The following is a 22,242-nucleotide window of genomic DNA, read 5'->3' as shown; positions in this document are numbered from 1 at the left end:
GCGCACCTCGCCGTGCACTTCGTCGATGCCGAGGCGCGTGGTCACGGCCTGTGCTGTCGTGGCACCGTCGCCGCTGGCCATGATGATGCGCAAGCCGGCTGCGTGCAGTGCGGCGACCGCCTCGGGTGTCGAATCCTTGATCGGATCGGCGACCGCGATCAAACCGAGCGCGCGGCCATCCGCGGCGAGGAAAACCACGCTGGCGCCTTCCTCGCGCAAACGTTCCGCATCGTCGTTCAGGGCCGTGATGTCGACGCTCGTCGCGCGCATCAACGCGGCGCTGCCGAGCGCGACGCGATGCGCACCGACGTGGCCGCGCACGCCGCTGCCGGTCGTCGATTCGAAATCGGTCGCGGTTTCGATCGCCAGCCCGCGCCGTCGCGCCTCGGCCACGATCACCGCAGCGAGCGGATGTTCGCTACCCTGTTCGACGCTTGCCGCGAGGCGCAGCACTTCCTCGACGCTGGCATCGACCGTCGCGACGACGTCGCGGAATGCGGGCCGGCCCTGGGTCAGCGTGCCGGTCTTGTCGACGATGAGCGTGTCGATCGTGCGCAGGCGCTCGATCGCTTCGGCGTCGCGGAACAGCACGCCGGCCTGTGCCGCGCGGCCGCTCGCGACCATCACCGTCATCGGCGTGGCCAGACCTAACGCACACGGGCAAGCGATGATCAGCACGGCGACTGCGTTGACAATCGCGTAGGTCCATGACGGTTCCGGGCCGAACACGCCCCAGGCGAAGAACGTCGTCACCGCGACCGCGAGCACCGCGAGCACGAACCAGACGCTGACTCGATCGGCGAGGCGCTGCATCGGCGCACGCGTGCGCTGCGCCTGGGCGATGAGGCCGACGATCTGCGCGAGTGCGGTTTCTGCACCGACCTTCTCGGCGCGGATCACGAGGCTGCCGGTGCCGTTGAGCGTTGCGCCGATCACCTCGTCACCTGGATTCTTCTCCGCAGGAATCGGCTCACCAGTCAGCATCGATTCGTCGATGCTCGAGCGACCGTCGACGACGACGCCGTCGACCGGCACCTTCTCGCCCGGACGCACGCGCAGGCGGTCGCCGACCTGCACTTGATCCAGTGGCACGTCTTCTTCGCCGCCATCGTGGCGCAGGCGTCGTGCCGTTTTCGGCGCAAGCCCGAGCAGCGCCTTGATCGCAGCGGAGGTACTCGACCTCGCCTTCAATTCGAGGATCTGACCGAGCAAGGTCAGCGAAACGATGATCGCCGCCGCTTCGAAATACACGCCGACGCGGCCGTGCTCGCGGAACGAATCCGGGAACGCCTGCGGTGCGACGGTCGCGACCACGCTGTAGCCGAACGCGGCGATCACGCCGGTGCCGATCAGTGTCCACATGTTTGGACTGCGGTTCGCGATCGACTGCGCCCAGCGCTCGAGGAACGGCCAGCCGGCCCAGAGCACGACCGGTGCGGCGAGCGCGAATTCGAGCCAGGTGCGCGTCGTCGTCGATAGCGCGGCGAAGGAATGGCCGAACATCGCCAGCACAAACACCGCGAGCGACAGCGGCAAGGTCCACAGGAAACGGCGGCGGAAATCGGTCAACTCGGGATTCTCGCCGTCGTCGAGGCTCGGCATCGCGAGTTCCAGCGCCATACCGCAGATCGGGCAGGTGCCGGGCGCGTCGCGCACGATTTCCGGATGCATCGGGCAGATGTACTTCGTTCCGGCAGGCGCAGGCGCCACCGGCTCGATGGATTCTTTCGGCGTGAGATAGCGCACGGGGTCGGCGACGAACTTCGTCCGGCATCCTGCCGAGCAGAACAGGTATTCCTGGCCGGCGTGGTCGGCGCGATGGGACGTGTCGGGTTTGACCTGCATGCCGCAGACCGGATCGATCGCGCCCGCCGGCGTAGCCGCCGGAGCAGGCGCGTGCTTGTGCGCGCCGCAGCAGCTCGGCGCGGCGGGCGCTTGGGCGTGGTGGTGTTCGTGCGAATGCTCGTGTGCCGACATCAGTTGCGCTCCTCTTCGTTCAAGGCATTGAGGATCGGACATGCCTCGGCGCGGCCGTGCCCCGGGCAGGCCGCGATCAGCTTGTGCAGCCCGCCGCGCACGCGCTCCAGCTCGGCGATGCGCGCATCGATGTCGGCGAGCTTGGCCTGGGCCGCACGCTTGACCTTGGCGACGTTGCGCTCCGCGCTCAGCGCCAACAGGGCGCGGATGTCCTCGAGCGTGAAGCCGAGCGCCTTGGCGCGGCGAATGAAGCGCAGGCGCTTGAGTTCCGCCTCGCCGTAGCGTCGGTAGCCCGAGGCGAGACGCCCCGCCGGCTGCAACAGACCATTGCGTTCGTAGTAGCGCACCGTGTCGATCGCGACGCCGCTGCGCTGGGCCAGTTGGCCGATGCTGAAATTCGCCATGTCAGATCCTCTTCGACGCAAAGTCTAGAGTCTGGACCATGGTCCAGAGTCAACAGCTGGCTTCAAGTCCGCCGCGACGGCGGGATACGTTCGTCGGATTCGTTCAGGCTGCCGGCGCGCAGCAGCCGCTTTTGCCCTCGGCCTGAACAGGCGGACAAGGCACGTCGCCGTAGGAGCAGAACACGCAGCAATCGCCCGGCTTCGGCTTGAGCAGCGCGCCGCAATGCCGGCAGTCATAGAACCACTGGCAGGCGTCGGTCGGCATCGTTTCCGTGCTTGCCTGCCCGCACTCGGGGCAGGTCAGCGTGGATTCGATGATGATCGCGTTCATGCGTCCATCATAGTGGACGGGCAAGGCGTTACCAACGATACAGGCGACGGGCATGCGGCCCGGGTATGATGGCATCGGCCAGCGTAGGGAGTGCAGCATGAACACACCGATGCAGAACACCACCAGCGTCAGCGCGATCATGAGCCTCATCTTCGGCATTCTGAGCTGGCTGGGACTGCCGTTCTTCGGCGCGATCATCGCGATCGTCTGCGGCCACGTCGCGCGCGGCGAGATCCGGCGTGCGCCGCCGGGCGCGATCCAGGGCGACGGTCTGGCGCTGGCCGGGCTCGTCCTCGGCTACCTGCACCTCGTGCTGTTTGTGCTCGCCGCATTCGCCCTGCTCACCTTCTTCGGCGGCTTTGCCTGGCTGGCCGCGCACCTGCACTGAGCGGGAATTCGGTTTGCGTCAACATTGAATCGACATGCACATGACATTATCATGTGTGTGCACATGATCCTTGTGATCGTCCTGATCATCGAGATCAAAAAGCAGCCGTCCCCGGCTGCACTCCTGAAGAGATGGCCGCCATGAAAACGCAGCGCCTCACCCTGCTCGTCTCCCCCGAAGACAAGCGCCACTACCGCAGCCTCGCCAAGGAACGCGGCATGAACATGAGCGAACTGATGCGCGAGGCCGTGCGCGCCTACGGCGTCAGCACGATCGATGACCCGCGCGAACTCGTCGCCCTGACCGCCGAGCTGCGCGAAGCGCTGCCGGCGATGCGCCGCAGCGTGCGCGCGGCCAATGCCTCGGTCGAGCGCGCGCTCGCGAGCATTGCCAGCCGTCAGGCCAAACCGACGAAGACCGGCTGATGGGCGCCCTGCTCGACGCGGTGAAAGTGCTCAAGGACGTCTTGCGCATGCGCGACGACCTCGACCGCCTGGCGAAGAACGTCGACAAGCTCGCCAACGTCGCCAACGAGATCGACAAGCGCCTAATCCGCATCGAGACGATGGTCGAGATCGCTCAACGTCAAACCAACAAAGCACCGCGGCTATCCTCGAAGTCGCACGACAAATGACTTCGTCAAATGAACGCTTCAGCTTGGAGCAGCTCGAGCGCATAAACACTTCCGTCGTAAATGCGATGACGTTGTTTAATGTACTCGGCGCCGACGTCGACAAGCATGTGCAACAGACTTTCAGTAACGACGTCCCTTTTGTACCCCAACACGAAAGTGATCCAAACAATTCGTTTCAACAAGCGCGCCGAAGTTATGTACGGGCTTGCTACGCATTCTTTGAAGCGAATAACTACGCTTTGAAATTCCTTTCACTCAATTTTCCGGAAAACATTTCTACCGAGGACATTTTCGTCTGCCGTGAAATAGATGTTGATATTGATGAATCCGGCAAGTCCGTTTCTAGAAATAAAAACTTGAGGTTTCTTCCGAATCTCAGATTCGCATTCAGTGTTTTCGCACGCGCGTACAGAATCGCAGAAACGCCAAACTACAGTGATAACGGCTTTGCCGACCTTCGAAGTTGCGTGAAAGTTCGGGATCGGCTCACGCACCCCAAAAGACTTTCAGATCTTCTTGTTTCTCCCTCTGAACTCTCGGGAATGGCGACGGCAATGGGTTGGTATACCGACAACTTCTCTCGAATTGTCAGCGCGGGCCTGAAATTTCTCACCGATTTGACCAAACAGACGTCCTCCGATTCGTGATGTACGCTTTCGCCCGCCCCTTCCTGTTCTGCCTCGACGCCGAGCGCGCGCACGATCTCGCGCTGACCTCGATCGAGGCCGCGTACCGCACCGGTCTCAATCCGCTGCTTGCGCTCCGGCCCACCCCGTTGCCGACGCGCGTGTTCGGCATCGATTTCCCCAATCCGGTCGGGCTCGCCGCGGGACTCGACAAGAACGGCGCCTACGTCGATGCGCTCGCCGCGCTCGGTTTCGGCTTCATCGAAGTCGGCACGACGACACCACGCGCGCAGGCCGGCAATCCGAAACCGCGCATGTTCCGCCTGCCCGAGCACGCGGCCGTGATCAACCGTCTCGGCTTCAACAACGGCGGCGCCGATGCGCTCGTGCGCAATGTCGAGCGCGCGAAGTTCAACGGCGTGCTCGGCATCAACATCGGCAAGAACAAGGACACGCCGAACGAGCGCGCGGTCGACGACTACCTGCATTGCCTCGAGCGCGTCTATGCGCGCGCGAGCTATATCACCGTCAACATCTCCTCGCCGAACACGCAGGGCCTGCGCGATCTGCAGGAAGAGGAAACGCTCAAGCGCTTCGTCGGTACCTTGCGCGAACGTCAGGAGCAGCTCGCGACACAGCACGGCGCGCGCAAGCCGATGCTGCTCAAGATCGCGCCGGACCTCAGCGAAGCCGAGCTCGACGGCATCGCCGCCGTGCTGCTGGCGACGAAGATCGACGGCCTGATCTGCACGAACACGACGATCGCTCGCGACGCGATCGCGGGTGCGCGCCATGCGCAGGAAGCCGGCGGCGTTTCCGGCAGGCCGCTGATGGCGAAGGCGACCGCGGTGCTGCGCGGCATGGCGCAGCGCCTCGGCGGCAAGGTTCCGCTGGTCGGCGTCGGCGGCATCACGCGCGGTGCGGATGCGGCGGAGAAATTTGCCGCGGGTGCGAGCCTCGTGCAGTTCTACTCCGGCCTGGTGTTTCGCGGGCCGGCGCTGATCGGCGAATGCGTCGAGGCGCTGCGCGCACGCAACGGCAAAACAGCATGAACGATCAGGGAATCGATTCGAACAAGCCGATGGCCACGGCATACGGCTGCTACACGGTGCACGAGAACGCCTCGCTGCTCGACCGCACGACGTTCCGCGTGCCCGCGCGCGCGGCGACGCTGATCGACGTGCACGAATTCGATGCCGTACCCGGCCTGCTCGAGGAAGCCGCCACGCAGAATCGCGAGGTGCTGATCCTCGGCGGCGGCAGCAACGTGTTGTTCACGCGCGACTGGCCCGGTGTCGTCCTCGCGCTGCGCACGCGCGGCCTCGACGTCATCGAGCAACACGTGCCGGGCACGCCGGGCGATGCCGCGCTCGTGCGCGCCGCGGCAGGGGAAGTCTGGGACGACTTCGTCCACTGGACGCTGGCCCACGGCCTGCGCGGCCTGGAGAATCTCGCCCTGATCCCGGGCAGCGTCGGTGCGACGCCGATCCAGAACATCGGCGCCTACGGCGTCGAGGTCGGCGAATTCGTCGATGCCGTGTCTGCCTACGATCGCACGACGAATTCAATCGTACGCCTCGACCGCGCCGCCTGCGCTTTCGCCTATCGCGACTCGCTATTCAAGCACGAGAGCGGCCGCTATCTCATCACCGCCGTAGATTTCCTGCTGCCGCGCCAGCGCGAACTGCGCCTTGACTACGACGGCGTGCGCGAGGAACTCGCCGCGATGGGCGTGGGCGTGGCCGACGCGCGCGCGGTCGCACACGCGATCTCGCGCGTGCGCACACGCAAACTGCCCGATCCGGTTACCACGGGCAACGCCGGCAGCTTCTTCAAGAACCCGATCGTTTCAGCCGACCTCGCTGCAGCGCTCAAAAGCGAGTATGCGCGGATGCCGACTTGGCCGCTGGCGGACGGCCTGGCGAAACTGTCGGCCGCTTGGTTGATCGAAGCCTGTGGACTCAAGGGATTCCGCGAGGGTGACGCGGGCGTATCGGACCAGCACGCCCTGGTGCTGATCAACTACGGCAGTGCGAGCGGCGCGCAGATCTGGGCGCTTGCGCGGCACATCCAACAGACTGTGCTCACGCGCTTCGGCGTGGCGCTGGAACCCGAGCCGCTGATAGTTTGAAGCAGCAGCGGCCCGTCGTTTCAACTCGACAACTGCTGCATTTCGCCCCGCGCAATTCCAATCAAGGTTCGGATCAGCAGCCCGCCGATGACGGCTGTGGCCAGCGTGAGCAAGAGCAGCGCCAGTCCATCGGCCCAGAGCGTCTTGGAATAGGCGGCATAACGCAGTCCGGCGCCGGCCGTTGCCGCCAGAGGGAAGCTGACCGCCCACCAGGACACGCGGAACGGGCAGCAGCTCGGCAGATGGCGCAGGCGCGTCAACAACACCGCGAGCAGGAATACGTTCAACGCAAACAATCCTTCCGCCAGCGCATCGACCTGGCCCAGCGTAGTCACATAGGCGGAGAACCCCACCGCAAACGGGGCCAGCAAGATCATCAGCAACGGCGACATGCCCGAGGGCAGCGGTTTCTCGAACATCAACCGGGAAAAAATCATGGTGAAAAGCGGGGCGGCGAAGAAAAGCCCCACCGCCAATCCGAACATCATTACCGCATGCGGCGGTTCGGCGAAGCCCAACGCCGGCACCGCCAGCGGTATGTCGAGCAAGCCCACCAGCGGAACGATCCAGGCCGGCGTGGCATGCGCCGGCTGTTGGCGGACACCCAACCAGCGGCTGGCCATGTGCCATGCGAACAAGGTCATGCCGAGAGCCGAAGCCGCCCACAGGCCTCGCGCAAACGGCAGGCTGTAGTCCGCGAGGACGATCGGCAACAGCAAGGCGCTGATCAGGGGCGTGCCAAACAAGGCACCCGTGACCGGGTGCAGAAACTCGGCCTTGACGTGGGTGAATCCTGTCGCAGCCTTGACCGCATAGCCCGCAACCATGGCGACAAACGCAGCGATGCCCGCCACGCCGATACTGTCAGCCACCCAAAGCGGCACACCAAAGCGGGCGTGCGCCAGACGCCAGGCCAGGCTCAATCCGACAAGCCCCATCACCGATCCAAACAGTGCGACCGGCAACCACCGCGCCGGCGCTGCATCGACAACATGATCCACTGCAGACATTGCATTCGCCCTCAAGCGGCCGAAACGGCGGATAGCGCATCCAAAGCCCGCGCGGAGTAAACCATCGCCGCGCCGGCATTGAGCGCGATCGCCACGCCAAGCGCCTCGGCGACTTCTTCGCGGCTGGCCCCCAGCTTGCTGGCCTCGGTCGCGTGGACCACGATGCAGCCGTCGCAGCGGCTGGTTACCGCCACCGCCAGCGCGATGAGTTCGCGCGTCTTCGCGTCGAGGTGGTTCGTTTTCTTGCCGGCGGCGGAAAGTGTTTGATAACCGGCCAGTGAATCGGGGGACAGTTTGCCCATTTCGCCGATGCGGCCCATCAACTCACGACGATATTCATTCCAGTCGAGCATGTTCTTCTCCGGATAGTGGGCGCGGTGCACCCGGTTGTTTCGAGGCGTATTATTTCGGATCGGAATGATCCGTACACCGATTAAAAAGCTCATTATTTAGCTTATTCGTCTCATGGATGCGCTCAGCCAACTTCTCAGCCTCAGCCGCATGACTGTGCGCATGGACGTTCACTGCCTGCTTGCCGGCAAATATGCCGTTGCGCATGAAACACTCGCGCCCGGTGAAGCGCCATTTCATCTGGTGATGGCGGGCAAATGTCGCGTGCGCACCGTCACCGGCTGGACCGAGTTGAACGCCGGGGACTTCCTGTTGCTGCCGCATGGCGATGCGCACGATGTGCTTCCGCCGCGCTCCGCGCAATCGAAAACAAGTCGGCCGGTGCGCCGCTTGCGCTCGAGTCAGGACAGCACCTTGCCGATCAAGGGCAATGTGCGCAATGCTGCCGACGCCGATCTGGATCTGCTTTGCGGGCGATTCGTCTGTGCCTACGGCGCGGGTTCCATGCTGCTTCGCGCGCTACCGTCCGCAGTGCACGTGAATCTGCAGAACGTGGCGGGCGGAGAACTGTTCAGCTCCCTGATCGCCCTGCTCCAACGCGAGGCGACGCTCGCGCAGGCAGGAGCTCTTGCCGTCGTGAATGCGCTGGGTCAGGCCATTCTGACCTTCGCCCTGCGACAACATGGCGTAGACGAACGCGCGCCTCCCGGCCTGCTGACGATCATGGCGGATCGGCGTCTCGGCTCGTCGGTCCGTGCGGTGCTGCAGGACTTGTCGCGCGACTGGACTATCGCTTCGCTCGGCGAGAAAGTTTCCATGTCCAGGGCGACCTACGCGCGCCAGTTCAGCGCGAAAGCCGGCATGGGGGTCGGCGAATTCCTGTTGACCGTTCGCATGATGCGGGCCTGCGATCTGATCCGGCATACGGATCGTGGTCTGGCCGAGATCGGCCAAGCGGTGGGCTACGACTCGGAGGCGGCGTTCGGCAAGGCGTTTCAGAAAGTCGTTGGCGAGACACCTGGCAGATGGCGTAGGAGCCAGAAAACGGCTTAGCTGATCTCGCCGCAGCCGGGATCGAACGATCTACGCCGTGGCGTTGCTTGCAGTTGCAATGCAGGTGTTGTCGCCGTTTGCGCCGGTCAAGCCGATGCCGATCCTTGCCGGGATCGCATGCGCGGCACGGCGCGGAGCGCGCGTCTGCCGATCGGCCGTGGCGGCATGGGGCGTGCCCGCACGATGCGCATCGCGCAAGACCATGGCGAGCGCTCCGTTTCCGCACAAGGATTCAAGCATCGCGCGGCCTGCACTGCGTCGCCGCTTCCAGTACAAATAGAGCGGCAACGCAACCACGATCAGTACCGCCACGATCGCCGCGTTGCGCGGGTTCGCCATCACATTGTTGGCGATGCTCGCGAGCAGCACGCCGGCCCGGACTGCGGGTGGCGCGAGCTTGCCAAGCTCGGTAGCCGCCGAAGCGGCCGCGCCCGCGGATTCGGATTTGAATGTGCATTCGGCGGACATGATCGCTTCCTCGACTCCCGCAGCGGCGTCATCGCTTGTCGCCTGCCCTGCTTCTGTCTAGAAGACGAACGGCGAAGCGCGGAATCGACAAATCAATCTTGGTTTTGTGAAAGCCGCTGCCCGCGATCGCGGTCGCGCGGTCAGGCAGGGTAGCGCCCGGGCTCAACGTCTAGTCGCTGCACTGGAAGTACAGCAGGTGATCCGGATTGAGCGCGCTGGCCTGGCCGAGGCTGATCGTGCCGTTGCGCAGCAGGCGCACCTCGTCGCGGTGGAACGACAACTCGTCGTCGTCACCGAACTTGACCCAGGAACCGTTGGTCGAACGGTCGGAGACGACGAAGTAGCCGCGCTTGTATTCGATCAGCGCGTGATTGCGCGATACCCATTCGGCATCGATGACGAGACTGGAGGAAAGATCGCGCCCCAGCGTGAACGGCGGCGCGAGTTCGTCGAGGTCGATCGCGCGGCCGCGGTAGCGCAGTTGCAGGCGCACGCGCGGCACGCTGAAGTTGCCGGTCGAAATCGCACGCTGGACCATGGTCACGTTTGAGGTGTCTTCCTGCCAGAGCACGTCGACGATGTCGATCGGCATGAGCTTCCCGGCGACTCGCGTCTGCCCCATCGAACGCGTGCGCAGCATGCCGGCATTGGTCAGAAGCTTCACCGTCGAGGCAGTCGCGATGATCTGCTCGCGCTTGGCCAGCGCGGTCATGCGCGCGGCGGTGTTGACCGCATCGCCGTAGACGTCGCCGTCTTCGACGAGTGTCTCGCCGTGATGCAGGCCGACACGAATCGCGAGGAATTCACGCGCGCACTCCTCGTCCGCGGCGATGCGTTTCTGCATGTCGACCGCGCCGAGCAGGCCCTGGATCGGACCGGGAAAGGTGCACAGGATCTCGTCGCCGATGTTCTTGATCACGCGTCCGCCGTGCTGGCGCGCCACTTCGCCGAGCGCACCGAGCATGGCCGCGACGAGACGCCGCGCTTCAATATTGCCGCGCGTCTCGAACAGCCGGGTACTGCCGCTGACGTCGGCAAACAGGATGGTCAGTTGCTCGCTCATCGACGCAAAGTTTAGCCGGAAACCCGGCACACGGGGCGCGGCCCGACGTGCCCCTACGAAAGCGACTGCGCCGCCGCGACGATATCCGCCTCGCCCGGCAGCACGAGGAACGCCGCACCGGCGAGCGGCGTGTAGGTGTCGGCGCCGACCACGCGCTTGAACGGCGTCGCGCCGAAACCGGCTTCGGCGATCGCGGTGATGATGCCCTCGCCGACGCCGGCGCTGTGGCGGCCTTCGTCGACGATGAGGATGCGTTTCGCCGTCTTCGCCTGCGCGGCGACTTGCGCCTCGTTGAGCGGCACCAGCCAGCGCAGGTCGACGACACGCACTTTCCAGTCGCGCGCCTTCTCGATCTCGCGCGCGGCACGCAGGCTCATGGTGACGCCGTTGCCGTAGGTGAAGATGACGAGATCGTTGGCCTCGGCGTGGTAGACGCGGGCTTCGCCGAGCGGCATCGCCTGATCCGGCGCAGGATACGCGAACGACCATTCGCCGTCGCCGGCCGCGTACAGATCCTTGGTCATGTACATCGCGATCGGTTCGAGGAAGATCGCGACGCGGCCGTCGACCTTGGCCAGCGCGGCGAGCGTGCGCAGCATCGTCGCCGCGTCGTCGCCACGGCTTGCGCAGCCGACGACGAGACCGGGAATGTCGCGCAGCGCGGCGATCGAGTTGTCGTTGTGGAAGTGCCCGCCGAAACCGCGCTGGTAGCCGAGGCCGGCCATGCGCACGAGCATCGGATTCTTGTACTGGTTGTTCGAGAAGAACTGCAGCGAGGCGGCCTCGCCGCGGATCTGGTCGGCCGCGTTGTGGAAGTAGGCGAGGTACTGAATCTCCGGGATCGGCAGCATGCCCATGTTGGCAAAACCCTGGGCCAGGCCGAAGATCATCGTTTCGTCGAGCAGCGTGTTGAACACACGCGCGTTCTTGAACGCCTTGTGCAGGCCCTTGGTGACCGTGTACACGCCACCCTTCTGCGCGACATCCTCGCCGAACAGCAGGCTCTCCGGATACTTCGCCATCAGGTCGTGCAGCGCGTTGTTGATCTGGATCGCGAGATGGCGCGGCGGCAATTTCTCCGGCAGTTTTTCCGCGCCGCCGAACGCCTTGACGCGCTGCGTCTCGTAGTCCGCGCGCTGCGCTTCGGCCTTCACCTTGGCCGCCGAGTACGGCGCCAGCGGCGCCACGACTTCGGCAAGCGTAGTCAGCTTCGGCGTGCGGTCGGCCGCTTCGGCGGCGGCGAAGCACTTTGCGCGGAAATCCTCATAACGCGCGAGCAATTGTTCCTTCGTGTACACACCGGTTTCGAGCGCGATCGCCGCGCTGCGCAGCAGCGGATCGGTGGCTTCGACCGCCATCAACTCCTCGAAACTGCGCCACTCGATCTCGAAGTCGGTGCCGGCGTGACCCATGATGCGCGTCGTGCGCAGGTGCAGGAAGGTCGGCCGGCGCGTCGTGCGGCAATGATGCACAGCGCGCGCGACGCCTTCGTAGCCCGTGGCAAGATCCAGGCCGTCGGCGTAGAAATAGTCGAGGTCGCGGCGGCCCTCGAAATTGGCGCGGACCCAGTCGGTCGGCGTCTTCACCGAGATGCCGATGCCGTTGTCCTCGCAGACGAACAGCACGGGCGCGGGCAGTTGCTGGTAGGCAGTCCACGCCGCGGCGTTGAATGCGGTTTGCGCGGTGGCGTGGTTGCTCGAAGCGTCGCCGAACGAACAGATCGCGATCGAGTCTTGCGGAATGGGCAGCGTGTGGCCGATGCGCCGCGCCTGCTCGATTGCGACCGCGGTGCCGAGCGCCTTCGGCAGGTGTGAGGCAATCGTCGACGTCTGCGGCAACACCCACAAAGGTTTGCTGCCCCACACCTTGTGGCGTCCGCCGCTCGCGGGATCTTCCGCGCTCGCCGCGAAGCTCAACGCCGAATCCATGATCGGGTCCATGCCCGGCAGCTTGCGGAAGCGCTCGGCCATGAAGCCGCCGCTGCGGTAGTGCAGGAACGCAGGATCGGTGTGCCGCGTCAGCCGCGCGACCATCGCGTTACCCTCGTGTCCGCTCGAGCCGATCGTGTAGAACACCTTGTTCTTCACACGCAGCACGCGCGCCATCAGGTCGAGGTGGCGGCTGATCAACTGCGAGTCGAACAACTGGACGAAGTCTTCGCGCGTGCACAGGCTGTCCGACGTGATCGGCGCCGACGGATGCGCGCCACGCGCTGCCGGCGTGTCGTTCCAGTCGCGCACGAATTCGGTGAAGTTCGCATCGCAGACTTCGGCGCGGTTGACGTTCTTGTGGCGGGCGGGAATCGGGTTGACGACGGCGTTCATGGCGCGGATTTCGGGGAAGATTGGCGCGTATTTTATGGGATTTCTGCCACAGCGCGCAGGGCCAATTCGGCCGGATTCAGAAGCCGTAGTGGCCGTACACGCTCCAGGTGAACGGCGGCAGGACGTTGGTCGCGTCGCAATTGCCCCCGGTCGGAGCACTAGCGCCGCGGTCGAGCGGCCATTGAGTCAGGAACGGCACTCTGCGTTTGGTGGCTTTCATTGCGGCCTGCAGGTTTTCCGCGGCGACCGGATCGTCGTAGTACATCTCAGCGACGATCACCGGCGCGTCACGCCAGCCGAGCGCACCGCTCGAATCTTCCTGCCGCAACGCCTGATCGAATTGGGTGAACTTGACCGTCTCGTTTGCGGCCGCGTCGCCGTAGACATCGATCGCGAATATCGCCGGATAGCGCGGGTTGCCGCCGCCGATGTCGTAGACGTAGCGCATGTGGCGCACGCGCGAGAGCATCGTGTCGGCGGCGTCATCGGTCAACGAGGAGAAACCGATCGTGTCGGTGCTGCCATAGGCCGCGTAGTAGTTCTGCCAGAGCGTGCGCACCGCGTGGCTCCAGTCGGTATTGTTCGGGTACTTCCACGGGTCAGGAATGAATGGCAAGTCGGAATCGCGCGGCAGCATCTCGACGCCGAGATCGATGAGGTATGCGAGCCCCGCTCCCGTCACTGCCGGGCGAATGGCCTGGATGAAATTCCAGTATTCGCCGACCAGCGACGGATCGAAGTTGTCATTCGGCGGATAAATCACGCCGACCGGGAAGAAGCGGAACAACACCTGATGAAAACCCGCATCCCTCACGTCGGCGAGCAGGTTCGCCGTGTTCTGCGCCGCCTGCGCGACTGCTGCCGGATCGCTCGAATCGATCGCGGTTCCGGTCGCCACGCCGTGGGCAAAATAGACGCCGAGGCTCAGCCGCGCCTGGCCGGAAGCGAACATCGCCGCGAGTTGTGCGCGTACCTGGGCACGCACTTCGGCATGATGGTAGTTCGGCACGATGCCGTAGGGCTCACGATCGCAGCTCGGTCCGAGCGTGTACCAGAGGAAATTGCTGCCGCCGCGCAAGGGACCGGCGTAGGGAAACGGGCGCGTCGGCGGCATGTCGCGCGGCACGATCGGCAACCGCGGTGGAACCGCAGCCGCGAACGCAGAGCATGCGAGCAGCGACAACATCAGCATTGTCGCCGCGCGCCGCAGCAACCGACCCATGCGCTCGCCGACGAACACGTTCACACCTGCATGCGCACGAACCGCGGCTGCGCCTGAACGCGCGCAAGCCAAGTGCACACCTCGGGATACGCAGCGAGATCGAAACCGCCGTCCGCCGCGCAATGGGTGTAGGCGAACAGCGCGATGTCGGCGATCGTGTAGCTGTCGCCTGCGAAGAACTCACGCCCGGAAAGATGCTTCTCCATCACCGTGAGCGCCTGCGCGCCGCGTTCGAGCAGGCGCGGCAGTTCGGTGCGGCGCGCGTGGTCCGTCGGCAGCCAGCCGCAGATGAAGCGCGCCACGGCGATGTAGGGCTCATGGCTGTACTGCTCGAAGAACATCCATTGCAGCACCTGCGCGCGCAACCATGCGTCGGCCGGCAGATACGGCGTGCCTTCGGCGAGGAAGTGGAGGATCGCGTTCGACTCGGACAGCAGCCGGCCGTCGTCGAGTTCGAGCAGCGGCACCTTGCCGTTCGCGTTCTTGGCGAGGAATTGCGGCGTGCGCGTCTCGCCATGCGCGCTGTCGATGTCGACCCAGCGGTAGGGCCGCTGCAGTTGTTCGAGCAGCAACTGCACCTTGTAGCAGTTGCCGCTGGCTTTCATGCCGTAGACGGTGACCACGCCGAGCCTCCTTCCGACCCATTCTGCGCACGATGCGCGGCGCAGTCGAGCGGCGCCTCAACGTGTGCGTGCCCGCCACTCCTCGCGCGACTGGCCCCAGATGTCGCAGACCTTGTCGCTGAACGGCGGCGGCAATGCAGCTTGCCGCAGCAGACGTGAACCGAGCCTTGCCGCCACGCCAGCCGAATTGACGTTGGGCGGCTCGATGCAATGGATCACCTCGATCCAGCCGAGCTGATCGAAGGCCCAGTCGATCGCCGCGGTTGCTGCTTCGGTCGCATAGCCCTTGCCGGTCGCCTCGCGGGCGAGGCCCCAGCCGACTTCGGTACCGGGCCAACCTTCGGGCATCCACGGGCCGATGCGGCCGATCCAGCAACCGCTCGCCTTCTCGATCACCGAGAACATGCTGAAGCCCTGGATCGTCCATGCGCCAGCCATGGTCAGGAACCCGCGCCATGCCGCTGCGCGCGGCTGCGCACCGCCGATGAAGCGCGCCGATTCTTCGTCGGCCATGAACACGGCCCAGGCGTCGAAATCCTCGCGCGCGATCGGACGCAGGATCAGGCGCGGGGTTTCGATTCGGAGTGTTTCGCGCGACATGCGATCAGAACGCGTTGATACCCGTCACCTCTCGGCCGACGACGAGCTGGTGCACGGTCTCGGTGCCCTCGTAGGTGATGACCGATTCGAGATTGAGCGCGTGGCGGATCGGGCTGTGCTCGGTGGTGATGCCGGCGGCGCCGAGGATGTCGCGGCACTCGCGCGCGATGTCGATCGCCATGCGGCAGTTGTTCCATTTCGCCAGCGACACCTGCGTCGGCTGCATCTTGCCTGCGTCCTTCAAACGTCCGAGTTGCAGCGAGAGCAACTGCGCAAGCGTAATCCGGCGCGCCATGTCGGCGAGCTTGATCTGCACCGCCTGCGTCGAGGCGATCGGGCGCTTGAACAGCATGCGGTTCTTCGCGTACTCGGTGGTCTCGGTGAAGCAGGCGATCGCCGCGCCGATCGGGCCCCAGGTGATGCCGTAGCGCGCCTGGGTCAAACAACCGAGCGGGCCTTTCAAACCTTTCACATTCGGCAGGCGGTTCGCATCAGGCACGCGCACGTTGTCGAAGAACAGGCCGCTCGTGACCGAAGCGCGCAAGCTCATTTTCTTGTGCACTTCCTGCGCGGCAAAACCCTTGCTGTCGGTCGGCACGATAAAGCCCTGGATGCCTTCGTCGGTCTGCGCCCAGACGATCGCGATGTTGGCGAGATTGCCATTGGTGATCCACATCTTCGCGCCGTTGATGACCCAGTCGCCGCCATTCTTCTTCGCATGCGTCTTCATGTTGGCCGGGTCGGAGCCGCCGCGCGGTTCGGTCAGGCCGAAGCAGCCGATGACCTTGCCGGCCGCCATCTGCGGCAACCAGTGCTTCTTCTGCTCCTCGCTGCCGTAGGCGTAGATCGGATACATGCACAGCGAGCTCTGCACCGAGGCGAAGCTGCGCAGGCCCGAGTCGCCGCGCTCGAGTTCCTGGCAGATCAAGCCGTAGCTGACGCCGTTCATGCCGGCGCAGCCATATTCGGCCGGCAACGTGGCGCCGAGCAGACCGAGTTCGGCCATCTCGGGAATCAGCTCGGTCGGAAAGCGCGCCTTGTCGAAGCAGTCGCCGATGATCGGCAGCACGCGCTCGTCGGTGAAGCGCGCGACGGTGTCCTGCACCATGCGTTCTTCTTCGGTGAGCAGCGAACGGACGTCGTAGAGATCGACGGGATTGAGCGCGGTGGCGGCCATGAAACAAACTCCGGAAACGAAAGACGGGCAATAACCCGTTATTCTAGGGGGCCGCCATTGGTCGAGTCACCAGCCAGATTTGTCGCGACATGAAGGTACCAATTCTCACCTACCACTCGAGCAACATCGCCGGCAACGACTATGACAGCAACAATCATGTCGCGCTCGCCGAGGATCTGCGCACGATCGCGCGGCTCGGCCTGCGCATCGTCTCCGTGACGGAAGTCGTCGACGCGCTGCTCGGTGAGGTGCCGCAATCCAGTGTGGAAAATGCCGTTGCGCTGACCTGCGACGACGGCTCATTCTTCGACTGGCACGACATGGAGCATCCGCACTACGGCCCGCAGCGCGGCTTCGCCGGCATCCTGCGCGATCACACGGAGCAGACGGGCCGGCGCGCGCAGATGACGAGCTTCGTCATCGTCTCGCCCGACGCACGCGCCGTGCTCGACGTCACCTGCATGGCCGGCCGCGACTGGTGGCGCGATGACTGGTGGCGCGAAGCCGCGCGCGAAGGCGTCATCGCGATCGAGAACCACAGTTGGGACCACAACCACGCGACGCTGCCGCGCACCGTGCAGCACGAGCAGCGCAAGGGCACGTTCAGCACGATCGACAACCGCGCCGATGCCGACGCCGAGATCCGCGCCGCCGCCGACTGGCTCGATGCGCACCTCGCGCCACAACGCAGCACGCTGTTCGCCTATCCCTACGGCGAGTGGAACGATTACCTCGTACGCGAATACCTGCCGCGCCACGCGCATGAGCATCGTCAGCGCGCTGCATTCACCGGTGAGCCGCATCCGGTCGAAGCGAACACCGATCGCTGGCTGATCCCGCGCTACGTCTGCGGCCACCACTGGAAGACACCCGGCGAACTGGAGAGTCTGCTGCGCGAAATGCGCGGCTGACTCGTCGTTACCGCGCCGCGGACGCTGGCACTTTTTCCAGCACCACGAGATCGAGGATGGCTTCAACCGCATCGAGGCGCAGCTGCCAGTTCGCCGCTGCACCCGCCGAACAGACCGCGCAGCGATAGACCTGCCAATTGCCTTCCTCGTACAGCTTCTGCGCCGGCGCGCCGTTGGCCTCGACTTCATGTACGGTCATCATCGCGGTCTGCGGACGACGGTTGGTGAGGACGACGACGTCGTCGGGACCGGTCGTGAAGTCGTATGCGAGCGGCGCCGGCTGTGCGCCGACGATATCGATGCCGACGCGCATGCGGTCGAGCCGGGGCCGCGGCGATCCCGTTGCGGGCGCGATCGCTCGCACGTGCGAGTACAAGGCTAGACCCCCGACTGTTTTGTCAGGCGCGATGCCGATCGTGGCCGCCAAACGCTGCGGAATGCCGGCCAGATGCGCGCCCGCGCGCTGGCCACCGAACAGCAGATCCGGCCAGGTTCCACAGGCATTGCGCGCACTCGTCGCGAGCGACTTGTCGATCGCCGTCGCCAGGCGCGCATGCAGATTCGCCGGCGTGCACAGCTCGGCACCGAGCGCATCGATCTGGCGCACCGACAGCGGCGAGCCCGGCACGGTGACGTAGCCATCCGGACTGCCGACCACGTTGAAGTAGTTGGCGTTCGGCGCAACGCGAACGCCGTGCAGATCGCGCAGGAAGAATCCGAACGGCGCGATCGACAACAACGCCGAAACCAGCAGCGCCGGCAGCGCGACGCGACGCACGCGCGGACCCGGCGCGGCGAGCCATTCGTACCAGCCGGCCGCGACGATGAATGCAAGCGGCGGCAGGCACGAGGGCAGCATCCAGATCGCCGTCCAGCCGCGTATGCCGAGCACGAACAGGATCTGCAGCCCGAGCAACAGTGCCGCGGCCGCAAGCCAACGACGCAGCGCCGTCGCATGCAATGACAGCGCCGCTACACCCGCGAGCGCGATGGCGAGACAGACGCAATAAATCCACCACGCGAGCTTGACTGTCGCCAACCGCCAGGGCGTCAGCAGCAGCAAGCCGTTCCACGCGCCGCCGACGAGAAGGCCGGCGATGAATTTCGGCAGGCGCTGCGCGAAACCGTTGCCGACATCGTTCGCCGCGTAGTCGGACCAGCTCCTGCGCAGAAGTTCATCGATCGGCTCGGGATCTAGCCATGGCGGCAGCAGGCTCAGCAACACGACGACGGCGGCGAGGCCCAACAGAGCCAAGGCCGACGCGCTTCGATGCCGCCACAGTACGGCGCCACCGGCAACGACCAGATACGGCAGCGTCGTCGGATGCGCGTGCACGCAGGCCGCGGCGGCCAGTCCGAACAGCAGCGCATTGCCCGCGGAGAGATTCGCGCACAAGCGCAATGTGGCGAGCGCGAGCAGCAGCAACGTCGTTTCGACCACGGCCGGATGGCTGGGAAACAGGAACGGCACGGTCGACCATCCCGCCACCGCCATGCACACGGCAAACGCGAAACCGAAGCGCGCATCCAGCAGTCGCGTGCCGATGCACCAGGCGAGGAAATACTTCAACGCGGCCAGCGCCTGGATCGTCACCGCAGCCGCGGCGATGCGCCCGGTCAAAAAAATCGGCAGCGCGAGCAGGTAGTACCACCACGGCCCGAGTTCGACGACCTGATTGATTGGCGGCCCCGGCGGCGGGAAACGTTCGCCGTGCGCGATCAACGTTGACCAGTAGATGTCGCGCCAGAAATCGGTGACACCGGCCGAGTGCAACCCGGCAGCGACGTGCAGCACGAACATCAGGCAACAGAACGCCGCTCCGGCGAGGCGCCAGCCGCGCATATGCTGCGCGGAGGCGACAGCGAGCGGCGAGCGGATCAAGGATTCGGTCATCGAGGGGCCACGTAAAATTTGCCGCATCCTAACCGATTCGCAGCGTTCGGCTGGCTCGCCACGGCTTCGCATTGCGCTCGCGACGGCGTCGGCGCGTTCAATCCGGTGAGCTTCAGTACGCCACGGTATCCACGCGCCGGCATTGGGATTTGTGCGCGAGTCCGCTACCCTTCGCCTCCCCTGACGACCGGTTCCGCATCCATGCTCCGTCCCGCCCTGCACACCCTGCCCGAGTCGCTGCGCGGCTTCATCACGATCACCGAGATCGACGATGCCGAATTCCTCATCGGCGCGCTGTTCCGGCGCAAGTTCGCCCATCCGGCCCCGGATTTCCCGCGCCATATCGTCGCGCTGTACCGCGACGCCGACGGCGCCTCGCATGTGCTCGGCTACTCGCACATGCGCCCGTTCGGCGACATCTATCTCTCCGGCGGCTCATGCAGCAACGGCGACACGGTCAAGCGCATGCAGGTACACGAGCGCGACGCGCTGTACGCTGCCGGCGGCACCTGGTTCGTCATCCTCAAATACGCGTTCGAGCGCTACGCCGACTGCTGCGACGCATTCTTCGGCTACACCGGCGATCCGCGCGCGCGCGAAGTCGCGGTCGCCGCAGGCTGGATTCCGACCGAGTACGAAAACCTCTACGTCAACTGGCACAAGCCGCTGCCCGATTCGTTCCGCCGCGCGCTGCTGGCCAAGGCGCATGCGGTCGGTGAATTCTGACGCACGTCGTTTACCAGGGAGATCACGATGAGCCTGCCGACTCGATCCGTTCCACAACCGCAGTCCGATTTGCGCTACGACCGCACCACGATCCTGCTGCACTGGATCGTGGTGGTCTTCGTGATCGGGCTGTACGCCGCGGCGATCATCTGGGGCGAGCTGCCGCGCGGCACGCCGACACGCAAGTTGCTGCAGGCGCTGCACATCTCGTTCGGCCTCCTGTTCATCGTCGTACTCGCGTTGCGCGTCTATTGGCGCCTGTTCCGACGCTTGCGGCTGCCCGACCCGAGCAGCAGCGCCGCGCAGAACCTCATCGCCTCCATCGTGCAGAACGGCCTGTACGTCATGCTCGTCGTCCAGGCCGTGATCGGCGTGTGCTGGCGTATCGCCCAGCAGGAACCGCTGGCGTTCTTCTGGATGTTCGAGTTCCCCGAGCCGCAGATCTTCGACAAGGCGACCAAGCAGTTGCTCGGCCTCGCGCACGAATACCTGGGCCACGCGATCATCATCGTCGCCGCCTTCCACGCGCTCGCCGGGCTCTATCACCACCTCGTGCTCAAAGATGGCCTGATGCGCCGCATCCTTCCAGGCTCGCTTCGCTGATGTCCCGAAGCACGACATCGACCATCGCGTGATGCAATCCTCATTTTGCGCGTGAGCGGTCTCGCGGCGCCCCGCCGTTGGACGGGCGAAGATGCGCCGGTGCAAACCGAAAACCCTATACTGCATCTCGGTTCGCCGCATTCGAATGGCGAAGCCCGTCGCTGTTCGCGACTCCCGCAGCCAGACGCGTCACGATGAACGACTCCGCCCGCACGCCCCAGCCCACTCCCGACGAAGCCTTGACGACGCTGCTGCACCGCTACGCCGCGGGCGAATCGGGAGCGATGGCGCGGCTGATGCCGCGCGTCTACGACGAGCTGCATCGCGCCGCGCGCCGCCAGCTGCAGCAGGAACGCCCCGATCACACCTTGCAACCGACCGCGCTGGTCAACGAGGTCTTCCTGCGCCTCGCCGACCGGCGCGAACTGGAACTCAACGACCGCGCGCATTTCATCCGCCTTGCCGCACAGATCATGCGCCACGTGCTCGTCGACCACGCGCGTGCGCAGCGCGCGCAGAAGCGCGGCGGCGACGTGGCCGTGACCAGTCTCGATCGCCTCGAACAAAGCTCCGGCGTGCCGTCAGCGCACGACATCGGCGCCGATGACGAAGGCGGCGCGCTGCGCGTGGAGATGGATTTCCTCGCCCTCGACGCCGCGCTCGACAATCTCGCCAAGCTGTCCGAGCGGCAGGTCCAGGTCGTGCACCTGCGCTACTTCGGCGGCCTCTCGATCGAGGAAGTCGCGCAGACGCTCGACCTCTCGCCGGCCACGGTCAAGCGCGACTGGACTATGGCGCGGCTGTTCCTGCGCCGCGAGCTCGAGGCGGCGCAGGTCGAACCGCCGGCCTGACGCTGCGCCGGCGGATGCCTGCCATGGTCAGTGGCCGAACAGGCCCTTGAGCGCGTCGACCGGGCCTTTCTTTTCCTGCTTGCCGCGGCCCTCGCCGTCACGGCCGCCTTCTTCGCCACGGCTGCGCCCGTTCATCGGCGCGGCGTTCTCGCCGAGCATGTTCATCGCCACCGACTTGTTGCGCACGCGCGCGACCCAGTCGGGCGACCACGAAGCAGGCGCATTCGCGGGCTTCGGCGGATAGGAAAAATTAGCCTCGTTGCCGTAGGCGATGCCCTGCAGCATCGCGTTCCTGGCCTCGGCGAAGATGCCTGCCGGCACCTCGCACTCGGTCGTCGTCGGCGCGAGCAACACCTTCTCGCGCAGCCACTTGTCGGCGTTCGCGTTCGAGGCGTAGTTCATCAGGCCGGTACCCGGATCGGGCAGTTCGGACGAACTCCACAGCACGAGGTCGGGCGCGCCGGACTGGTCCTCGCTCGCGCTCATCGCAGTGAGCAAGTAGGCGCGCGCCTGCGCAATCGACTGCCAGTGCACGCGGATCGACTCGGCGAGCTTGCCGCCGGATTCGACGCGGAAGCTCGGCATGAAATCCTGGTCGCGTGACAGGGTGAACTTCAGATTGTCGGGCACGCCCTCGCCGGTCACGACGTGATCACCTGCGACCGAGGCGCCGCGCGCGACGCGCGAGTTCTCGCGATCGTTCGGCCAGATCGCGTAGCCGGGTTCGGCACGTGCGCCGCGATCGGGCACACTGCGGCCCTGCATGAAGCCGGCGTAGTCCTGCGCCGAGAACTTCGCCATGTCGATCACGCGCGGCTGGCCCGGCTTCACCGTCGCGCTGCAGCCCCAGTAGAACAGGATGCGGCCACGCGGAC

General features: G+C 65.3%; 25 protein-coding genes. 11 read left to right on the top strand and 14 right to left on the bottom strand.

Annotated features, from left to right (window positions below):
* From VF497_RS18485 to VF497_RS18475, 3 genes are all read right to left on the bottom strand, one after another.
* Window positions 1-1,977 (bottom strand): heavy metal translocating P-type ATPase (locus tag VF497_RS18485; protein WP_330891546.1); only part of this gene is annotated, 1,977 nt, incomplete at its 3' end.
* A complete protein-coding gene (locus VF497_RS18480) occupies window positions 1,977-2,381 on the bottom strand; it encodes a heavy metal-responsive transcriptional regulator (RefSeq protein WP_330891544.1) in 405 nt (134 codons plus the stop codon). The genes VF497_RS18485 and VF497_RS18480, both read right to left, overlap by 1 nt.
* Window positions 2,382-2,484: 103 nt before the next feature.
* A complete protein-coding gene (locus VF497_RS18475) occupies window positions 2,485-2,712 on the bottom strand; it encodes a GDCCVxC domain-containing (seleno)protein (RefSeq protein ID WP_330891542.1) in 228 nt (75 codons plus the stop codon).
* Window positions 2,713-2,851: 139 nt separating this feature from the next.
* On the opposite strand from VF497_RS18475, the gene VF497_RS18470 reads away from it, so the two are divergent.
* The 6 genes from VF497_RS18470 to murB all read left to right on the top strand — a co-directional run bounded on the left by VF497_RS18470 (window position 2,852) and on the right by murB (window position 6,491).
* Window positions 2,852-3,100, top strand: coding sequence for a DUF4190 domain-containing protein (locus VF497_RS18470; RefSeq protein ID WP_414706947.1), 249 nt, complete (start codon window positions 2,852-2,854; stop codon window positions 3,098-3,100).
* A gap of 140 nt (window positions 3,101-3,240) precedes the next feature.
* Window positions 3,241-3,525 carry a plasmid mobilization protein gene (locus VF497_RS18465; protein WP_330891539.1) on the top strand — a complete coding sequence of 95 codons (285 nt, stop codon included), beginning with the start codon at window positions 3,241-3,243 and terminating at the stop codon, window positions 3,523-3,525.
* The gene (locus VF497_RS18460) at window positions 3,525-3,734 is read left to right on the top strand and encodes a hypothetical protein (RefSeq protein WP_330891537.1); all 210 of its coding nucleotides are present in this window, start codon (window positions 3,525-3,527) and stop codon (window positions 3,732-3,734) included. The genes VF497_RS18465 and VF497_RS18460 overlap by 1 nt, the downstream gene beginning before the upstream one ends.
* Entirely contained in the window at window positions 3,731-4,381 is a 651-nt protein-coding gene (locus tag VF497_RS18455) for a hypothetical protein (RefSeq protein WP_330891535.1), read from the top strand. Before VF497_RS18460 ends, VF497_RS18455 begins: the two co-directional genes overlap by 4 nt.
* Window positions 4,381-5,412, top strand: a complete 1,032-nt coding sequence (locus VF497_RS18450; RefSeq protein ID WP_330891533.1) for a quinone-dependent dihydroorotate dehydrogenase — start codon at window positions 4,381-4,383, stop codon at window positions 5,410-5,412. The genes VF497_RS18455 and VF497_RS18450 overlap by 1 nt, the downstream gene beginning before the upstream one ends.
* Window positions 5,409-6,491 (top strand): UDP-N-acetylmuramate dehydrogenase, encoded by a 1,083-nt coding sequence (gene murB, locus VF497_RS18445; protein WP_330891530.1) that lies wholly within the window; start codon window positions 5,409-5,411, stop codon window positions 6,489-6,491. Before VF497_RS18450 ends, murB begins: the two co-directional genes overlap by 4 nt.
* Window positions 6,492-6,511: 20 nt before the next feature.
* On the opposite strand, the gene VF497_RS18440 is transcribed toward murB, so the two are convergent.
* Window positions 6,512-7,501 (bottom strand): SLAC1 anion channel family protein, encoded by a 990-nt coding sequence (locus tag VF497_RS18440; protein ID WP_330891528.1) that lies wholly within the window; start codon window positions 7,499-7,501, stop codon window positions 6,512-6,514.
* Window positions 7,502-7,512: 11 nt separating this feature from the next.
* Window positions 7,513-7,854, bottom strand: a complete 342-nt coding sequence (locus tag VF497_RS18435; protein WP_330891548.1) for a carboxymuconolactone decarboxylase family protein — start codon at window positions 7,852-7,854, stop codon at window positions 7,513-7,515.
* 112 nt (window positions 7,855-7,966) lie between these two features.
* Here VF497_RS18435 and VF497_RS18430 point away from each other — a divergent pair, with 112 nt between their 5' ends.
* Entirely contained in the window at window positions 7,967-8,905 is a 939-nt protein-coding gene (locus tag VF497_RS18430; protein WP_330891526.1) for an AraC family transcriptional regulator, read from the top strand.
* A gap of 30 nt (window positions 8,906-8,935) precedes the next feature.
* Here the strand turns inward: VF497_RS18430 and VF497_RS18425 are convergent, their stop codons facing one another.
* The 7 genes from VF497_RS18425 to VF497_RS18395 all read right to left on the bottom strand — a co-directional run bounded on the left by VF497_RS18425 (window position 8,936) and on the right by VF497_RS18395 (window position 16,382).
* A complete protein-coding gene (locus VF497_RS18425) occupies window positions 8,936-9,373 on the bottom strand; it encodes a hypothetical protein (RefSeq protein ID WP_330891524.1) in 438 nt (145 codons plus the stop codon).
* A gap of 169 nt (window positions 9,374-9,542) precedes the next feature.
* Window positions 9,543-10,436: an adenylate/guanylate cyclase domain-containing protein gene (locus VF497_RS18420; protein ID WP_330891522.1), complete on the bottom strand. Its 894-nt coding sequence runs from the start codon at window positions 10,434-10,436 to the stop codon at window positions 9,543-9,545.
* Between the two features lie 53 nt (window positions 10,437-10,489).
* Window positions 10,490-12,760 carry a thiamine pyrophosphate-dependent enzyme gene (locus VF497_RS18415; protein ID WP_330891520.1) on the bottom strand — a complete coding sequence of 757 codons (2,271 nt, stop codon included), beginning with the start codon at window positions 12,758-12,760 and terminating at the stop codon, window positions 10,490-10,492.
* 76 nt (window positions 12,761-12,836) lie between these two features.
* Entirely contained in the window at window positions 12,837-14,006 is a 1,170-nt protein-coding gene (locus VF497_RS18410; RefSeq protein WP_330891518.1) for a hypothetical protein, read from the bottom strand.
* On the bottom strand, window positions 14,003-14,605 hold the full coding sequence (locus tag VF497_RS18405; RefSeq protein WP_330891516.1) for a glutathione S-transferase family protein: 603 nt from the start codon (window positions 14,603-14,605) through the stop codon (window positions 14,003-14,005). The genes VF497_RS18410 and VF497_RS18405 overlap by 4 nt, the downstream gene beginning before the upstream one ends.
* Window positions 14,606-14,662: 57 nt before the next feature.
* Window positions 14,663-15,205 (bottom strand): GNAT family N-acetyltransferase, encoded by a 543-nt coding sequence (locus VF497_RS18400; RefSeq protein ID WP_330891514.1) that lies wholly within the window; start codon window positions 15,203-15,205, stop codon window positions 14,663-14,665.
* Window positions 15,206-15,209: 4 nt separating this feature from the next.
* The gene (locus VF497_RS18395) at window positions 15,210-16,382 is read right to left on the bottom strand and encodes an acyl-CoA dehydrogenase family protein (RefSeq protein WP_330891512.1); all 1,173 of its coding nucleotides are present in this window, start codon (window positions 16,380-16,382) and stop codon (window positions 15,210-15,212) included.
* A gap of 89 nt (window positions 16,383-16,471) precedes the next feature.
* Between VF497_RS18395 and VF497_RS18390 the strand changes: the two genes are divergently transcribed.
* A complete protein-coding gene (locus VF497_RS18390; protein ID WP_330891510.1) occupies window positions 16,472-17,293 on the top strand; it encodes a polysaccharide deacetylase family protein in 822 nt (273 codons plus the stop codon).
* Window positions 17,294-17,300: 7 nt separating this feature from the next.
* Here the strand turns inward: VF497_RS18390 and VF497_RS18385 are convergent, their stop codons facing one another.
* The gene (locus VF497_RS18385) at window positions 17,301-19,187 is read right to left on the bottom strand and encodes a hypothetical protein (RefSeq protein ID WP_330891508.1); all 1,887 of its coding nucleotides are present in this window, start codon (window positions 19,185-19,187) and stop codon (window positions 17,301-17,303) included.
* Between the two features lie 201 nt (window positions 19,188-19,388).
* Between VF497_RS18385 and VF497_RS18380 the strand changes: the two genes are divergently transcribed.
* The 3 genes from VF497_RS18380 (at window position 19,389) to VF497_RS18370 (ending at window position 21,367) form a co-directional block, all read left to right on the top strand.
* Window positions 19,389-19,913 (top strand): hypothetical protein, encoded by a 525-nt coding sequence (locus VF497_RS18380; RefSeq protein ID WP_330891506.1) that lies wholly within the window; start codon window positions 19,389-19,391, stop codon window positions 19,911-19,913.
* Between the two features lie 27 nt (window positions 19,914-19,940).
* Window positions 19,941-20,516 (top strand): cytochrome b, encoded by a 576-nt coding sequence (locus VF497_RS18375; RefSeq protein WP_330891503.1) that lies wholly within the window; start codon window positions 19,941-19,943, stop codon window positions 20,514-20,516.
* A 194-nt stretch (window positions 20,517-20,710) separates the two neighbouring features.
* Window positions 20,711-21,367, top strand: coding sequence for an ECF-type sigma factor (locus VF497_RS18370; protein WP_330891501.1), 657 nt, complete (start codon window positions 20,711-20,713; stop codon window positions 21,365-21,367).
* Window positions 21,368-21,394: 27 nt separating this feature from the next.
* Here the strand turns inward: VF497_RS18370 and VF497_RS18365 are convergent.
* A partial coding sequence (locus VF497_RS18365; RefSeq protein ID WP_330891499.1) for a hypothetical protein occupies window positions 21,395-22,242 on the bottom strand: 848 nt, incomplete at its 5' end.

Source organism: Rudaea sp. (genome assembly GCF_036383415.1).
In the GTDB taxonomy this organism is placed as follows: Bacteria; Pseudomonadota; Gammaproteobacteria; order Xanthomonadales; family Rhodanobacteraceae; genus Rudaea.
The sequence above is the reverse complement of the archived record's forward strand: the minus strand, read 5'-3'. Positions and strand labels throughout refer to the sequence as shown.

Excerpts from the sequence above, each read along its gene's own strand:
- VF497_RS18390 (WP_330891510.1), top strand. The coding sequence starts at position 16,472 with ATGAAGGTACCAATTCTCACCTACCACTCGAGCAACATCGCCGGCAAC.
- VF497_RS18480 (WP_330891544.1), bottom strand. The coding sequence starts at position 2,381 with ATGGCGAATTTCAGCATCGGCCAACTGGCCCAGCGCAGCGGCGTCGCG.
- VF497_RS18430 (WP_330891526.1), top strand. The coding sequence starts at position 7,967 with ATGGATGCGCTCAGCCAACTTCTCAGCCTCAGCCGCATGACTGTGCGC.
- VF497_RS18385 (WP_330891508.1), bottom strand. The coding sequence starts at position 19,187 with ATGACCGAATCCTTGATCCGCTCGCCGCTCGCTGTCGCCTCCGCGCAG.
- VF497_RS18475 (WP_330891542.1), bottom strand. The coding sequence starts at position 2,712 with ATGAACGCGATCATCATCGAATCCACGCTGACCTGCCCCGAGTGCGGG.
- VF497_RS18465 (WP_330891539.1), top strand. The coding sequence starts at position 3,241 with ATGAAAACGCAGCGCCTCACCCTGCTCGTCTCCCCCGAAGACAAGCGC.
- VF497_RS18395 (WP_330891512.1), bottom strand. The coding sequence starts at position 16,382 with ATGGCCGCCACCGCGCTCAATCCCGTCGATCTCTACGACGTCCGTTCG.
- VF497_RS18420 (WP_330891522.1), bottom strand. The coding sequence starts at position 10,436 with ATGAGCGAGCAACTGACCATCCTGTTTGCCGACGTCAGCGGCAGTACC.
- VF497_RS18425 (WP_330891524.1), bottom strand. The coding sequence starts at position 9,373 with ATGTCCGCCGAATGCACATTCAAATCCGAATCCGCGGGCGCGGCCGCT.
- VF497_RS18470 (WP_414706947.1), top strand. The coding sequence starts at position 2,852 with ATGAGCCTCATCTTCGGCATTCTGAGCTGGCTGGGACTGCCGTTCTTC.
- VF497_RS18370 (WP_330891501.1), top strand. The coding sequence starts at position 20,711 with ATGAACGACTCCGCCCGCACGCCCCAGCCCACTCCCGACGAAGCCTTG.
- VF497_RS18460 (WP_330891537.1), top strand. The coding sequence starts at position 3,525 with ATGGGCGCCCTGCTCGACGCGGTGAAAGTGCTCAAGGACGTCTTGCGC.
- VF497_RS18450 (WP_330891533.1), top strand. The coding sequence starts at position 4,381 with ATGTACGCTTTCGCCCGCCCCTTCCTGTTCTGCCTCGACGCCGAGCGC.
- murB (WP_330891530.1), top strand. The coding sequence starts at position 5,409 with ATGAACGATCAGGGAATCGATTCGAACAAGCCGATGGCCACGGCATAC.
- VF497_RS18380 (WP_330891506.1), top strand. The coding sequence starts at position 19,389 with ATGCTCCGTCCCGCCCTGCACACCCTGCCCGAGTCGCTGCGCGGCTTC.
- VF497_RS18415 (WP_330891520.1), bottom strand. The coding sequence starts at position 12,760 with ATGAACGCCGTCGTCAACCCGATTCCCGCCCGCCACAAGAACGTCAAC.
- VF497_RS18440 (WP_330891528.1), bottom strand. The coding sequence starts at position 7,501 with ATGTCTGCAGTGGATCATGTTGTCGATGCAGCGCCGGCGCGGTGGTTG.
- VF497_RS18400 (WP_330891514.1), bottom strand. The coding sequence starts at position 15,205 with ATGTCGCGCGAAACACTCCGAATCGAAACCCCGCGCCTGATCCTGCGT.
- VF497_RS18455 (WP_330891535.1), top strand. The coding sequence starts at position 3,731 with ATGACTTCGTCAAATGAACGCTTCAGCTTGGAGCAGCTCGAGCGCATA.
- VF497_RS18375 (WP_330891503.1), top strand. The coding sequence starts at position 19,941 with ATGAGCCTGCCGACTCGATCCGTTCCACAACCGCAGTCCGATTTGCGC.
- VF497_RS18435 (WP_330891548.1), bottom strand. The coding sequence starts at position 7,854 with ATGCTCGACTGGAATGAATATCGTCGTGAGTTGATGGGCCGCATCGGC.